This window comes from Isoptericola sp. NPDC056134 (genome assembly GCF_042264825.1).
Classification (GTDB): domain Bacteria; phylum Actinomycetota; class Actinomycetes; order Actinomycetales; family Cellulomonadaceae; genus Isoptericola; species Isoptericola nanjingensis.
Genome location: NZ_JBHJVM010000015.1, coordinates 47509 through 61444, shown reverse-complemented (window position 1 = coordinate 61444; position 13936 = coordinate 47509). Strand labels below are relative to the sequence as shown.

Below are 13936 nucleotides of genomic sequence, written 5' to 3'. Positions count from 1 at the left end.
CTGCCGCGACGGATCTCCTGCTCGACGGTCAGGACCAGCGGACGACGACGTCGGCGCGGTCGCGCGTCGCCTGGATCAGCTCGGCGTTGACCTGGTCCGAGCCGCGCGCCCAGCGGCGGGCGTCGTCGCGGCTCTTGCCGAAGGCGTGGTGGCGCTCCTCCAGCCGGGCGAGGCGGACGTCGTCGGGCGCGTCGAGGTACCAGACCTCGGCCATGCGGGCCCGGGCGGCAGGCCATGCGCCGGTCGGCGCGAGCAGGTAGTTCCCCTCCGTCACGACCAGCGGCACGTCGGACGCCACGGCCACCCCCGCGGCGACGGGCTCCTCGATCTCGCGCCGGAAGACCGGCGCGAAGACGGGCGGGTCGCCGGGCCGCGCGTCGACGAGGCGGGCGACCAGCGCCGCGTACCCGGCGTCGTCGAACGTGTCGATCGCGCCCTTGCGCTCCCGCCGGCCGAGGTCCGCCAGGACGGCGTTCGACAGGTGGTAGCCGTCCATCCCGACCTCGACGGCGAGCGCCGGCCCGAGCCCGGCGACGACCGCGCGAGCGAGCGTCGACTTCCCCGCACCCGGCCCACCGACGATCCCGAGGACCCGCCGCTCGCCGGGCACCGCCAGCCGCCGGGCGCGTGCGACGAGCTCCGCCGTCGTCGCGGCGACCGCCGTCACCCCTCGTCCCGCGAGCTGTCAGACCCCGGTCGGTCCAGACCCCCGTGCGGCTCTGACAGCTCGGGGAGATGGGCGAGCCAGGCCCGCGGCCCGACCTTCCGCACGCGCACGCTCGCGACGCGCACCGCGGCGGCGCAGGCGTCCGCCAGCCCTTCCCCGCGGGCGAGGGCCACGGCCAGCGCGCCATGGAACGCGTCGCCCGCGCCGAGGGTGTCCTGCACGTCGACCGTCGGGACGGGCACGGTGCCGCGCTCGCCGACCTCGACGGCGCCGTCGTCGCGCCGGCGCGGCAGGGCCCAGGTCACCGGGTCGCTGCCGTGCGTGACCACGGCGGCTCCCGCACCGAGCACCAGCGCGCCGTGCGCCGCGTCGGTCGCGCCGGGCGCGACGTCCCGCGGGACGGTGAAGTCGGCGCTGAGGGCCGCGACGTCCGCGGCGGGCAGCAGGTCGGCGAACACGGGCCGCCACCGGCCGCCGTCCACCACGATCAGCGGCCGGGGCCGCAGGACGTCGACGTGCGCGAGCACGGCCCGGGCGATCTCGGGGTGATGGCCGTCGAAGAGGACGACGTCCGGCCGCGGCAGGCCCGCGAGCGCGTCCGGCCGCGGCGCGGGCACCTCGACGAGCGAGGCGTCGGGCGAGACCACCGACCGCTCGCCCGTCGCGGCGTCGACGAGGACCGCCGAGACGGCGAGCGGGAACTCCTCGTCCGGGCCCGCGACGTCGTGCACCTGCACCTCGCGGTCGTCGAGGTCGGCCCGCACCGCCTGGGCGATCGGCCCGGCGCCGAGCGCGCTGACGAGGATCGCGTGCGTCTCGAGGACGGCCGCCGTGACGGCGGCGTTGGCCGCCGGGCCGCCGGCCGCGACGTCCTGCCGCGACGCGGTCACCTTCTCGTTCGCGCCCGGCCGTCCCGACGCCCGGTGCACGACGTCGAGCGTCGTCAGCCCGACAAACCAGCAGACCACCATCGACCGCTCCCTTCTGGCCTATGAGCGCCGACCGCGGGTCAGCGGCCGGTGCCGTCCACGGCGTGCGGCTCGATGGCGGCGATCTCGTCGTCGGTGAGCGCCGGCGCGGACAGCGCGGCCACGTTGTCCTCGAGCTGCGCCACGGACGAGGCGCCGATGAGCGCCGACGTCACGCGCGCGTCGCGCAGCACCCACGACAGGGCGAGCTGTGCGAGCGTCTGGCCACGGCCCTCGGCGACGGCGTTCAGCGCCCGCGCCCGGTCGAGGTAGGTGTCCGTGAGGTTCGACGACGACAGGAACGGCGAGTCGCTGCGTGCGGCGCGCGAACCCTCCGGCGCCGACCCGCCCAGGTAGCGCCCGGTGAGCAGGCCCTGCGCCAGCGGGGAGAAGACGATCGTGCCGACGCCGAGGTCCTCGACGACGTCGAGCAGCGACTCGCTCTGGTGTCCGTCGTAGGCGTCGTCACGGTCGGCGATCTCCACGTGCCGGTTGAACATCGAGTAGCTGGGCTGGTGGATGAGCAGCGGCACCCCCAGGTCGGCGAGCACCTGCGCGGCCTCGCGCGTGCGCGACGGCGAGTAGTTGGAGACGCCGACGTACGTCGCCTTGCCCTGCTGGACGGCGGACGCGAGCGCGCCCATCGTCTCCTCCAGCGGCGTCGAGGGGTCGGGCCGGTGGTGGTAGAAGACGTCGACGTGGTCCAGGCCCATCCGCGTCAGGGACTGGTCGAGCGAGGCGAGCAGGTACTTGCGGGAGCCGTGGTCGCCGTACGGGCCTGGCCACATGTCGTAGCCCGCCTTCGTGGAGATGACGAGCTCGTCGCGGTACGGCGCGAGGTCCTTGGCCAGGTGGCGGCCGAAGTTCTCCTCCGCCGAGCCGTACGGCGGGCCGTAGTTGTTGGCCAGGTCGAAGTGGGTGATGCCCAGGTCGAACGCCCGGCGCAGGATGGCGCGCTGGGTGTCGAACGGGTTCACGTCGCCGAAGTTGTGCCACAGGCCCAGCGACAGGGCGGGCAGGTCCAGGCCGGAGCGACCGGTGCGGCGGTAGGTCATCGACTCGTAGCGGGCGTCGTCGGCCAGGTACCGAGGTGCGAGAGGCATGGCCCCATCCTCGCGCACCCGGCCGACGCGCCGCGCCCCCGGCTCACTCCGCCGGCCGCACCGGGAAGTTGGCGCGGAAGACGTTGTCCGGGTCCCAGTCGCGCTTCACCTCGCGCAGCCGGGTGAGGGTGGGCTCGGGGAAGGCGTCGGCGAGCCGCTCCGGCCGGGTGTCGGTGTCGAACGACAGGTAGAGCCCGTCCGTGTACGGCGCCATGACGTCGTCCCACACGGCGTCGAGCCGGGCCTGCGACGACGACATCGCGGACAGCAGGAAGTTCTGATGCCGGTGCGCGTACGCCGTCGCACCCTCGTCGACGTCGTTCGCGGCGCCGCCGGTGGCGCGCACCTGCAGGAAGTACGCCTCCCCGGACAGCGCGAGCTTCTCGAACGCGCGGGCGGTCGCGGCGTCCAGGTGCGCCACCAGCCCGGAGCGCACGGCGGGGTCCCCGCCGCCCTGGTGGTGCTTCTCCCCCGCCTGCACGACGCCCGCGTAGGGCAGCAGGTACGCCTGGTGGCCCAGCAGCGGCCCGGCGCCGGCCAGCCGCTCGAGCTGCTCGACGGCGGCGTCCGTGTCGTCGCCCGCCCACACGGTCATGAGCTGGGCGACCGGGCCCTCCCCACGACGTCCCGGCGACAGGATGAGGAAGCTCGTGAGCTCGCGCGGCGCGGACTCCACGACGGCGCCCCACCGCTCGAGGGTGCCCGCGACGTCGGACGCGTCGAGCGTCATCTGGGAGAACACGACGGCGCCCTGATCCCCGAGCGCCATCGCCTCGATCTCCACCCACGTGACGACGCCCAGGTTGCCGCCCGCGCCGCGCAGCCCCCAGAAGAGGTCCGGGTTCTCGTCGGCGGACGCCCGCACCACGCGCCCGTCCGCCGTGACCACCTCCGCCGCGACGACGTGGTCGATCGTCAGCCCGTACAGGCGGCCGAGGAAGCCGACGCCGCCGGCGGTGGCCAGCCCGCCCACCCCGACCCCGCCGGAGTCGCCGGAGCTGATCGCCCAGCCGCGCGGCGCGAGCGCCTCGGCGACGCGGCCCCACGTGGCGCCCACGCCGACGCGCACGCGCCGGGTGGCCTCGTCGACCACCTCGACCTGGTCGAGCGCGCCCAGGTCGACGACGATCCCGCCGTCGTTCGTGGACCGGCCGCTGATGCCGTGCCCGCCGGACCGGACGCCGAGCGGCACGTCCTGCGACCGCGCGAACCGGACGGCCTCGGCCACCTGCGCGGCGTCGCGGGGACGCAGGACGAGGCCGGGCGCCCCGGAGCGCAGGTAGTTGTGCCGCACCGCGTCGTACGCGCGGTCGCCGGGCTCGACGGCGGACGCGGCCAGCGCCGCGGGCACCGCGGCGTAGTCGATGCCGGGCCGGCGCAGCGCGATGGCCCGCCCGCCGCGCTGCGTCGCGGCGGGCGCCGTGCCCGACGTCGCCCGCTCGCGCGCCACCAGCTCGCGGACCGCGGGCGCGACCTCCTGGCCGTAGACCTGGATGAGGGTCGGGTCGTCGGCGGCGAGGATGACGGTGCCGATGCCGTCCTCGAGCGCGAGGGCCGCCAGCTCGTCGACCCACTGCTCCACCGGCCCCTGCAGGAAGCCCTGCGGCTGCGCGGTCACCGCGCCCTGCACGTTGAGCAGGCGCCGGATCTCGGCCGGATGGCGGCCCGCCTCCTCGGCGGCCTCGTCGATGATCGCGTGCCCGCGCTGCAGGTCGCCGTCCTCGAGGTACGCGAGCGACGGCAGCCAGCCGTCGGCCTTGCGGGCGATGAGGCGGAGCATCCGGGGCTTGAGCGCGCCGAGCCAGATCGGGACGTCGTGGGCGGGCTCGGGCCCGCGCTTGGCACCGACGACGCGGTGGTGGTCGCCCTCGACCCGCAGCGCGCGGCGCTCCCGGCCGTCCCAGAGGCCGCGGATGATGTCGAGCGCCTCCTCGAGCGCGTCGACGGACTCCCCCGGGGTCAGGCGGGTGCCGCCCATCGCGACGATCGGGTCCCAGAACCCGCCCGCGCCGAGGCCGAGCGCGGCCCGCCCGCCGGACAGCAGGTCGAGGGACGCGATGGCGCGCGCCAGCACGGCGGGCGGCCGCAGCGGCAGGTTGAGCACGTTGCCCGCGACGGTCACCCGCTCGGTCTGCGCGGCCACCCACGACAGCAGCGTCCAGGTGTCGAGGAACCCGGGCTGGTACGGGTGGTCCTGGAACGTCACCAGGTCGAGCCCGGCCGCCTCGGCGACCTGCGCGAGGCGCACCGGCTGCTGCGGGTCGCGGTTCGTGGGGGTGAGGAACGTGCCGAAGACCAGGTCGTGGCCGTAGTCCGTCATGCGGGACCTTTCGCGGGAGGACCGCTCCCGTCGTCCGGGAGATCGTCTGTCGCACAGACGATAGCAGCGGCAACTCTTCTGGCGAGCCGCGCATTCCGCTTACGATGGCACCGTGAGCACCACCGCCGACCCCACGCGCAGCACCGCGGAGACCGCCGCCGGCCCGGACGCCCCGTCCCCGCTGGGCTGGTCGCTGGCCGCGCTGCTGCGCGAGTGGAGCACCCGCGTCGCCGCCGCCTGCGCCGACGTCCCGCACGGCGGGCGCGGCTACGAGGTCCTCGCCGCCGTCACCCACGACGCGCCGCCCACCCAGGCGGCGCTCGCCGCCCGGCTCGGCATCGACCGCACCGTGATGACCTACCTGCTCGACGAGCTGGCCGGCTGCGGCCTCGTCGAGCGGCAGCCCGACCCGGCCGACCGGCGCGCCCGCCGGATCGTCGTGACGGACCACGGCCGGGCCGTGCTCGCCGACCTCGACGCCCGCGTGCGCGTCGCGGAGGACGAGCTGCTCGCCGGGCTGGACCTCGCCGAGCGCGACGCCCTGCGCCACCTGCTCGTGCGCGCCGCCACCGGCGCCGCGCCGGGCGACGACCGTTGCGCCGTCGTCGCGCGCGTCGTCGACCCGTCCGCGTGACCCTGCGAAAACCCTTCCAGAACGCGATCTGCCGCGGCATCCGAGCGGATGACGCGGCAGACCGCTTTCTCGAGGGGGAGCCGGGTCAGCCGCCGATCGCGGCGCCGACGTCCTTGAGGAACGCGTCGGCGGCCTCGTCGGGCGTCATGCGCTCGAACAGCACCTCGGTGTTGATCCGGATCATGATGTCCTGGATCTCGTTCGCGCCGTTCGGCGGCACCGCCGGGTTGTCGACGATGTCGGGCTCCAGGGCCGCCATGAAGTCCGCGACCTTCTGGTCCGCGGCCGCGAGCTCGGGCAGGATCGCCTCGCGCACCGTCAGGTTGGCCGGGAGGCCGCGGTCGGTGAGCTGCAGCTTGGCGACCTCCGGGTCGTTGAGCAGGAAGTCCACGAGCTTCGCCGACTCCTCCGGGTGCTCCGTCTTCGCGGAGATCGAGTAGTACATGGCCGGCTTGAAGTACATGCCGGTGCGCTCGAACTCGGACTCACCAGGCAGGCGCAGCAGCTCCAGCTCGTGCCCGGACGCGTCGGAGAGCGCGCCGAGCTGGTTGGACCACCACACGCCCATCGCGCCCGCGTTGGTGCCGAGCAGCGAGCCCTCGGGCCCGGCGTTCTGGTACTCCACCGACCGCGACGCGTCGGGCTGGCCGCCGTTCGCCATGAGGTCCAGCGACGTCTGGAAGAACTCCGCGACCGTCTCCTTCGAGACCCCGAGGGTGCCGTCCGCGTTGTAGAGGGTCTCGCCCTTCTGCCGGGCGAGCACGTTGAGCCCGGCCTCGTTGAAGCCGTAGTCCTGCGCGCCCCAGACGCCGTCGCCGGCACCCTTCGAGATCTTCCCCGCGATGTCGACGTACTCGTCCCAGGTCCAGGTCGTGTCGTCCGGCATCTCGACGCCGGCGTCGGCGAAGATCTGCGGGTCGGCGACCATCGCGTACGCGTTGACGCCCGTCGGGATGCCGACGAGCTTCCCGTCGACCTCGCCCGTGCTGAGGATGTCCGCAGGGATCTCGGAGGTGTCGACCCCGGTCATCTCGCCGATGACGCCGCGCGACGCGTAGTCGGAGAGGTAACGCTCCTCCTGGGTGATGACGTCCGGGGTGTCGCCGCCCGCCGTGGCGGTGGCCAGCTTGTCCCAGTAGCCGTCCCAGTCGGTGTAGTCCGGCACGACGGTGATGCCGGGGTTCTTCTCCTCGAACAGGTCGATGATCTGCTGGGTGGTCTTGTGCCGGTCGTCCGACCCCCACCACGCGAAGCGGATCTCGACGTTCCCGTCGCCGCCGCCGTCGTCGTCGGACGGCAGGGCGCCGGAGTCGCCGGAGCAGGCGGTGAGGGCGAGGGCCCCCGCCGCGGTGAGCGCGGTGAGCGCGACGCCGCGGCGTCGTGCCGCCCGGGTGGCTGTGACTCGCATGAGGTTCTCCTTCGAACGACGGGTGCGAACTACTTGATGCCGGTGGTGGCGATGCCCTTGACGAGGTACTTCTGGCCGAACAGGAAGACGAGGAACACGGGGATCAGGGACACGATCGACATCGCGAACAGCGGCCCCCACGAGCTGTTGCTCGTGGCGTCCACGAAGGTCCGCAGCGCGATGGGCACGGTGTACATGTCCGGCTTCGTCAGGAAGATGAGCTGGCTGAAGAAGTCGTTCCACGTCCAGATGAACGTGAAGATCGCGGTGGTGGCGAGGGCCGGCAGCGACAGCGGCAGCATGATCCGCAGGAAGATGCGCCCGTGCCCGCAGCCGTCGAGGCGGGCCGCCTCGTCGAGGTCCTTCGGGATGCCGCGGAAGAACTGGACCATGAGGAACACGAAGAACGCGTCCGTCGCCAGCAGCTTCGGCACGATCAGCGGCAGGAACGTGTTGATCCACGACAGCGACGAGAACAGGATGTACTGCGGCACGATGATCACGTGGATCGGCAGCATGATCGACATGAGCATGATCGCGAACCACAGGTTGCGGCCCCGGAACTTCAGCCGGGCGAACGCGTAGGCCGCCATCGAGCACGAGACCAGGTTGCCGAGCACCGAGCCGAGCACGACGATCGCCGAGTTCAGCAGGTAGTGGCTGAACGGGTCGAGCAGGGCGTTCCAGCCGTCGGTGTAGTTGCCGAAGTCCCACTCGGTGGGGATCAGCCCGGGTTCGCGGAAGATGAGCTCGGTCGGCTTGAACGAGCTCGCCAGCATCCACAGCAGCGGGTAGAGCATGACGAGCCCGAAGGCGATCAGCGCGACGTGCCGGAGCACGCGGCGGACGGCGGCCCAGGCGCGGCCGCGGGGCGGACGGCGCTCGGGGTAGGTCGCCGCCACCTCGGAGAGCGTGGGGCGGGGACCGGCGGGGTGCGACTCGGGGCGCGGCTCGGTGCGCGCGGGAGCGTCAGTCATCGTAGAAGACCCAGAACTTGGAGGCGAGGAAGTTCACGGCGGTCATGCCCGCCACGACGAGCAGCAGGAACCACGCCATCGCGGACGCGTACCCCATCTGGTAGGAGCTGAACCCCTTCTCGTAGAGGTACAGCGTGTAGAAGAGCGTGGAGTCGACCGGCCCGCCCGTGCCCCCGCTGACGATGAACGCCTGCGTGAACGACTGGAACGCCCCGATGAGCTGCAGCACCAAGTTGAAGAAGATGATCGGCGTGAGCAGGGGCACCGTGATGCTGCGGAACCGGCGCCACCGGCCCGCGCCGTCGATCGACGCGGCCTCGTAGTACATCGCCGGGATCTGCCGCAGCCCGGCCAGGAAGATGATCATCGGCGCGCCGAACGTCCAGACGTTCAGGATCATGAGGGTGCCGAGCGCGTAGTCGGGGTGCGACACCCAGCCGACGCCCTCGATCCCGAAGAACCCGAGGACCTGGTTGACGAGGCCGTCGGCCCCGAACACCTGCCGCCAGAGGATCGCGATGGCGACGCTGCCTCCGAGGAGCGACGGCAGGTAGTAGACGGACCGGTAGAACGCGAGGCCGCGCAGCCCCTTGTCGAGCACCATGGCGAGGGCGAGCGCGGCGGCGAGCTGCAGCGGCACCGAGACGAGCACGTAGGTGAAGGTCACCTTGAGCGCCTGGAAGAAGCGCGGGTCGGAGAACATCGCCGTGTAGTTCTCGAGCCCGATCCAGCCGGGGGCCTCGAGCAGGCTGTAGTCCGTGAAGGACAGGTACAGGGACGCGACGAGCGGGAACGCCGTGACGAGGACCAGCCCGACGAACCACGGGGCGAGGAAGAGCGCCGCGGCCTTGCCGTCGCCCTTGCGCCGCTCCCGGGCGGCCCCGCGGGTGCGCGCGACCTCCTGGATCACCGCCATCGCGGCACCCGGCCGTTCGTCCGGCCGCGCACGCTGCCGATCGGCGTGCTGGTGGCTGTCATCGCCGGCCTCCCGATCTTCGTCGATCTGAGGGCTTCCAGTGCTCCAGCTCCTGGAAACCGGTTGCTTCTCGGGAACGTACCACGAGAGGAACCGGTTTCCAATGGTGTACCGTCGGCTCGTGAGCCCGAGGAGGCATCGATGCCTGAGCTGAACGTCCGGCGCCCGTCCGTCACCATCGCGGACGTCGCCGCCGCGGCCGGCGTCTCGCGCGCCACGGTCTCCCGCGTGATGAACGGTCGCAGCACCGTCGACCCCGCCATCGCCGCACGCGTGCAGGAGGCGGCGATCGACCTGAACTACCGCCCCAGCAACGTCGCGCGCAGCCTGTCCCTCGGGCGCACGGAGACCGTCGCGCTCGTGGTGCCCGACCTGGGCAACCCGGTGTTCCAGCAGATCCTCCGCGGCGTGACGTCCGCCGCCGCCGAGGACGGCTACCGCGTGCTCGTCGCCGACGCCGCCGAGGACCCCTCGGAGGAGGCGGCCATCGCCCGCGAGGCGCGCATGCGCTGCGACGCGCTCATCCTGGTCGCGCCGCGCATGCCCGGCACCGCGCTCGACGCGCTGCTCCCCCTCGTGACCCCCGCGGCCGTGATCAACCGCGCCGTCGAGCACCCGGCCACCCCCAGCCTGGTCATCGACTACGAGGACGCCACGGTCCAGGTCGTCGAGCACCTGGTCGACCACGGGCACCGCCGCCTCGCCTACCTCGCCGGCCCGCGGGCCGCCGCCACCGACGTGGCACGGCGCACCGGGCTCGCCACCGCCCTCCGGCGCCACCCGGACCTCGAGATCGTCGAGCTTCCCGTGGGCGCCGACCTGGCCTCCGGCCACGCGGCCGCGGGCGAGGTGCTCGCGAGCCGGGCCACCGCCGTCGTCGCCTACAACGACCTGGTGGCGTTCGGCCTCCTGGCCGCGCTCAACGAGGCGGGCGTCGCCGTGCCCGGCGACATCTCGGTGGCCGGCTTCGACGACATCGACCTCGCCCGGTACGCGACGCCCGGCCTGACCACCGTGTCCGTGCCCCAGGCCGAGCTGGGCCGGCAGGCGTGGCGCGAGCTGCACGCCGTCATCGACGACGACGCGCACGCGGCCACCACCACCCGGTTCACCGCCCGCCTCGAGGCCCGCTCCAGCACCGGGCCGGTGCCGCGCGGCATCGCGCGGGCCGTCGTCACGGAGCCCGAGCCCGCCGCGGCGCCCGAGGCCGACGTCGTCGACCCGGGCCCCACGTGGTCCGTGGAGCCGCGCGAGATCGTGCTGCGGCACACCCGCGACCGGGTGCCGCTGGCGCGGTACGTCGACGGCGAGCGGCTGCCGGCCATCCACTCCCCACGCCCGTACCTGCACCCGGTGCACTCGCTGGCGGGCGTCGCCCTCACCGAGTCCGAGCCGGTGGACCACCGGCACCACTACGGCGTGAGCGTGGCGGTGCCCGACGTCAACGGCACGAGCTTCTGGGGCGGCCGCACGTTCGTGGCCGACGTCGGCCCCACGCTGCTGCCCAACCACGGCCGCCAGGTGAGCACGCGCGCGGAGGTCGACCCGCTCGCGCCCCACGTGCTGCACGACACCGTGCGCTGGGACGACGAGCACGGCGAGCCCCTGCTCGACGAGCAGCGTCGGCTCGGCGCCCGCCTCCTCGACGACGGCACCTGGGTGCTCGACTGGCGCACCACGCTCCACGCGTCGTACCGGCCGCTGGAGATCCGCTCGCCCGCCACCAACGGCCGGCCGGGCGCCGGGTACGGTGGCGTCTTCTGGCGCGCGCCGATGTCGCAGAGCACGGTCGTGCTGTCGCAGGCGGGCGAGGGCGAGAGCCTGGCCCACGGCAGCACGTCGCCCTGGGTCGCGTACGTCCAGCAGCACCACGACCCCTACGCCGAGGACCGCCCGACGACGCTGCTGCTCGCGCAGACGTCGCCGCCGCGGCCCTGGTTCCTGCGCGCCGCGGAGTACCCCGGCGCGGGGCCGGCGCTCGCCTGGGACACGCCGCTCGTCGTGCCCGCAGGCGGCACCGTCGAGACGGGCGTCGTGGCCGCGCTCGTGGACCGTGCGCTCGACCACGACGAGGCCGCGGCCCTCGCCGCCACGCTGCGCTGACCCTCCCGGCAACCCCGGCACGACACGGACAGGACGACGATGACCGACCCGACCTCCGACGGCTCTGCCACCCGGATCGCCCCGCAGATCGCGGTCGTGGGCCTGCACGGCCACGGCGCCTCCCACGTGCGCCGGGTCCTCGAGCTCCAGCGCGCCGGAAGGGCGCGGCTCGCCGCCGTCGTCGACCCGCGCGAGCCGGGCCCCGGCCACGACGCGCACGACACCGGGGCGCCCTGGTTCCCGACGCTCGGCGACCTCCTGTCCACCCCGCAGGCGCGGGTCGACGTCGTCGTGCTGAGCACGCCCATCCCCACGCACCTGCCGCTCGCGCGCGCCGCGATGGAGGCGGGCATCGACGTGCTGCTGGAGAAGCCGACGACGGCGTCGCTCGCCGAGCACGCCGAGCTCGTCGCGGTGACCGAGCGGACGGGCCGCCGCTGCCAGGTGGGCTTCCAGACGTTCGGCTCGCACGCCCTGCCCGCGGCCGCGGACCTCCTGGCCCGGGGCGAGATCGGCGAGGTGCAGGGCCTCGGCGCCGTCGGCACCTGGGTGCGCACCGCGTCGTACTGGCAGCGCGCCGCCTGGGCGGGCCGGCGCCGGCTCGACGGCCGCGACGTCGTCGACGGCGTGGTGACCAACCCGCTGGCGCACGCCGTCGCGACCACCCTGCGGCTCGGCGGGGCGTCCACCGCACAGGACGTCGCCTGGGTGGACACCGACCTGTACCGCGCCAACCCGATCGAGGCGGACGACACCTCCTCGGTGCGGGTCAAGGACGCCGCCGGCCGGCGGTACGGCTTCGGCCTCACCCTGTGCGCGGCGGAGCGCACGCCTGCGCGCGTGGTCGTGACCGGCTCCCGCGGCGAGCTGGTGCTCGAGTACGAGCACGACCGCCTGCTGCTGCGCACGGACTCGGTACAGATGGACAAGACCTACGGGCGTGCCTCCCTGCTGGACGACCTGCTGGCCGCCCGTGCCGACGACCGTCGCCCCCTGCTGTGCGACGTCCGCGACACCGGCGCGTTCATGCGCGTGCTGGAGGCCGTGCGCACCAGCGCGGACCCGACCCCGATCACGCCCGAGCACGTCGAGTGGCAGGGGGACGGCGACGAGCGGCGCCCCGTGGTGCGCGACGTCGAGCGCTGGTGCGCCGAGGTCGCGCGCACGCAGCGCACGTTCGCCGAGCTCGGGGCCCCCTGGGCCGGCTGACGCGCCACACCTTCCCGGCCGACACCGTCGTCGGACGGGTGACCGCCGGAACGAAGGAGTTTCGCACCATGTCCCAGCCCTCCCCTGTCCTCCCGGGCGGACGTCGTCCCCGCGCGGCCGCCGCCCTCGCCGCCGCCGCGCTGCTGGTGACGGCCGGCGCCGGCGCCGCCTCGGCCCACGGCGGGCCCGCCGGCCACGGCCATCCCCCGCGCACCGACCTCGGCCGCCAGGTCGTGACGCCGGGCGCCGACGGCTGGGCGTCGGTCGCCACGACCACCTCCCCGGAGGGCGTCACGCGCGACGCCGCGCCGGTCACCGGCGGCGCCGCGGCCGCGGCGTCCGAGGTGTACGTCGTCGACACGTGGGCCGAGCTGCGCGACGCCCTGGGCGGCCGCGCGGGCGCGGACCTCGACGACGGGCGCGGGCTCGAGGTGCCGCGCATCGTCTACGTGCGCGGCACGATCGACGCCTTCACGGGCGCCGACGGCGCGGCCCTGGGCTGCCAGGACTTCGCCGACCGGGTGCCGGTGGCGGGCACCGGCGACCCGTTCTCCATGGACGACTACGTCGCGGCGTACGACCCCGCCGTCTGGGGCACCGAGGAGCCCGGGGGGGCGCTGGAGGACGCGCGCGTCGCGGCCGCCAAGGTCCAGGCCGCGCAGACGCAGGTGCACGTCGGCTCGAACGTCACGATCGTCGGCGTGGGCGACGACGCCCGGGTCGTCGGCGCGAACCTGCGGGTCCGCGACTCGCACAACGTCATCGTGCGCAACCTGACCCTCTCCGACGGCCGCGACTGCTTCCCGCAGTGGGACCCCACCGACGGCGACCTCGGCAGCTGGAACTCCGCCTACGACAACCTGTCCGTCTGGACGTCCACCGGCGTCTGGGTGGACCACAACACCTTCGACGACGGCGACCACCCGGCGTCGTCCCTGCCGCAGGTGTTCGGCCGGCCGTTCGAGATCCACGACGGCCTGCTCGACGTCACGCACGGCGGCGACCTGGTGACCGTGTCGTGGAACCGCTTCGAGTCCCACGACAAGACGATGATCATCGGCTCGTCCGACTCGCGGCTGCAGGACCGCGGCCAGCACCGCGTGACGATCCACCACAACCGCTTCCAGGACATCGGCCAGCGCGCGCCGCGCGTGCGCTTCGGCGACGTGCACGTCTACGACAACTCCTACGAGCAGTCGAGGGCCTCGACGTTCCAGTACTTCTGGGGCGCCGGCAAGGAATCGAGCCTGGTCGTGGAGAACAACGCGCTGCGCCTCGCCCCGGGGGTCGAGCCCGCGCGGGCCGTGGGCGCCTACGGCGGCACGATGCTGCGCGAGACCGGCACGCTGGTGAACGGTCGCCCCGTCGACGCCGTCGGCGCGTTCAACGCCACGGCCGACGCGCCGCTCGCCGACGACGCCCGCTGGACGCCGTCCGACCACTACCGCTACCGGCTGCTGCCCACCCGGGCCGTGCCCGCCGTGGTGGACGCCGGTGCCGGAGCGGGCGTGCTCCGCTCCACCCCGCCGAGGTAGCACGAGCCCCGCCGAGGTAGTACGCCTCGCGCCGAG

Annotated in this window: 11 protein-coding genes; 4 read left to right on the top strand and 7 right to left on the bottom strand. The window is 74.1% G+C overall.

The window, feature by feature from the left end:
- Positions 1–28 precede the first annotated feature (28 nt).
- The 4 genes from ACFCZN_RS14955 to ACFCZN_RS14940 are packed head-to-tail and all read right to left on the bottom strand — an operon-like array spanning position 29 to position 5058.
- Complete coding sequence (locus tag ACFCZN_RS14955; protein WP_430557256.1) at positions 29–667, bottom strand: nucleoside/nucleotide kinase family protein; 639 nt, start codon at positions 665–667, stop codon at positions 29–31.
- Positions 664–1638 carry a PfkB family carbohydrate kinase gene (locus ACFCZN_RS14950; RefSeq protein WP_430557255.1) on the bottom strand — a complete coding sequence of 325 codons (975 nt, stop codon included), beginning with the start codon at positions 1636–1638 and terminating at the stop codon, positions 664–666. The genes ACFCZN_RS14955 and ACFCZN_RS14950 overlap by 4 nt, the downstream gene beginning before the upstream one ends.
- 38 nt (positions 1639–1676) lie before the next feature.
- The gene (gene mgrA / locus ACFCZN_RS14945; protein WP_429765066.1) at positions 1677–2738 is read right to left on the bottom strand and encodes an L-glyceraldehyde 3-phosphate reductase; all 1062 of its coding nucleotides are present in this window, start codon (positions 2736–2738) and stop codon (positions 1677–1679) included.
- A 43-nt stretch (positions 2739–2781) separates the two neighbouring features.
- Positions 2782–5058, bottom strand: coding sequence for an LLM class flavin-dependent oxidoreductase (locus ACFCZN_RS14940; protein ID WP_430557254.1), 2277 nt, complete (start codon positions 5056–5058; stop codon positions 2782–2784).
- 112 nt (positions 5059–5170) lie between these two features.
- Here ACFCZN_RS14940 and ACFCZN_RS14935 point away from each other — a divergent pair, with 112 nt between their 5' ends.
- The gene (locus ACFCZN_RS14935) at positions 5171–5692 is read left to right on the top strand and encodes a MarR family winged helix-turn-helix transcriptional regulator (protein WP_429765070.1); all 522 of its coding nucleotides are present in this window, start codon (positions 5171–5173) and stop codon (positions 5690–5692) included.
- Between the two features lie 85 nt (positions 5693–5777).
- Here ACFCZN_RS14935 and ACFCZN_RS14930 read toward each other — a convergent pair whose 3' ends face one another.
- From ACFCZN_RS14930 to ACFCZN_RS14920, 3 genes are read right to left on the bottom strand one after another with little or no spacing between them, the layout of a single operon-like run.
- Entirely contained in the window at positions 5778–7100 is a 1323-nt protein-coding gene (locus ACFCZN_RS14930) for an ABC transporter substrate-binding protein (protein WP_429765071.1), read from the bottom strand.
- Positions 7101–7129: 29 nt separating this feature from the next.
- Positions 7130–8077, bottom strand: a complete 948-nt coding sequence (locus ACFCZN_RS14925; protein WP_429765072.1) for a carbohydrate ABC transporter permease — start codon at positions 8075–8077, stop codon at positions 7130–7132.
- Positions 8070–8993 carry a carbohydrate ABC transporter permease gene (locus ACFCZN_RS14920; RefSeq protein ID WP_429765074.1) on the bottom strand — a complete coding sequence of 308 codons (924 nt, stop codon included), beginning with the start codon at positions 8991–8993 and terminating at the stop codon, positions 8070–8072. Before ACFCZN_RS14920 ends, ACFCZN_RS14925 begins: the two co-directional genes overlap by 8 nt.
- A 201-nt stretch (positions 8994–9194) precedes the next feature.
- On the opposite strand from ACFCZN_RS14920, the gene ACFCZN_RS14915 reads away from it, so the two are divergent.
- The 3 genes from ACFCZN_RS14915 (at position 9195) to ACFCZN_RS14905 (ending at position 13900) form a co-directional block, all read left to right on the top strand.
- Positions 9195–11156 (top strand): DUF6807 family protein, encoded by a 1962-nt coding sequence (locus ACFCZN_RS14915; protein ID WP_429765075.1) that lies wholly within the window; start codon positions 9195–9197, stop codon positions 11154–11156.
- A gap of 39 nt (positions 11157–11195) precedes the next feature.
- On the top strand, positions 11196–12365 hold the full coding sequence (locus tag ACFCZN_RS14910) for a Gfo/Idh/MocA family protein (protein WP_430557253.1): 1170 nt from the start codon (positions 11196–11198) through the stop codon (positions 12363–12365).
- A 68-nt stretch (positions 12366–12433) separates the two neighbouring features.
- A complete protein-coding gene (locus ACFCZN_RS14905; RefSeq protein WP_430557252.1) occupies positions 12434–13900 on the top strand; it encodes a polysaccharide lyase family 1 protein in 1467 nt (488 codons plus the stop codon).
- Positions 13901–13936 lie beyond the last annotated feature (36 nt).

Bases quoted from the DNA above. Each gene is read 5' to 3' on its own strand.
- ACFCZN_RS14950 (WP_430557255.1), bottom strand. From the start codon at position 1,638: ATGGTGGTCTGCTGGTTTGTCGGGCTGACGACGCTCGACGTCGTGCAC.
- mgrA (WP_429765066.1), bottom strand. From the start codon at position 2,738: ATGCCTCTCGCACCTCGGTACCTGGCCGACGACGCCCGCTACGAGTCG.
- ACFCZN_RS14940 (WP_430557254.1), bottom strand. From the start codon at position 5,058: ATGACGGACTACGGCCACGACCTGGTCTTCGGCACGTTCCTCACCCCC.
- ACFCZN_RS14930 (WP_429765071.1), bottom strand. From the start codon at position 7,100: ATGCGAGTCACAGCCACCCGGGCGGCACGACGCCGCGGCGTCGCGCTC.
- ACFCZN_RS14925 (WP_429765072.1), bottom strand. From the start codon at position 8,077: ATGACTGACGCTCCCGCGCGCACCGAGCCGCGCCCCGAGTCGCACCCC.
- ACFCZN_RS14920 (WP_429765074.1), bottom strand. From the start codon at position 8,993: ATGGCGGTGATCCAGGAGGTCGCGCGCACCCGCGGGGCCGCCCGGGAG.
- ACFCZN_RS14915 (WP_429765075.1), top strand. From the start codon at position 9,195: ATGCCTGAGCTGAACGTCCGGCGCCCGTCCGTCACCATCGCGGACGTC.
- ACFCZN_RS14910 (WP_430557253.1), top strand. From the start codon at position 11,196: ATGACCGACCCGACCTCCGACGGCTCTGCCACCCGGATCGCCCCGCAG.
- ACFCZN_RS14905 (WP_430557252.1), top strand. From the start codon at position 12,434: ATGTCCCAGCCCTCCCCTGTCCTCCCGGGCGGACGTCGTCCCCGCGCG.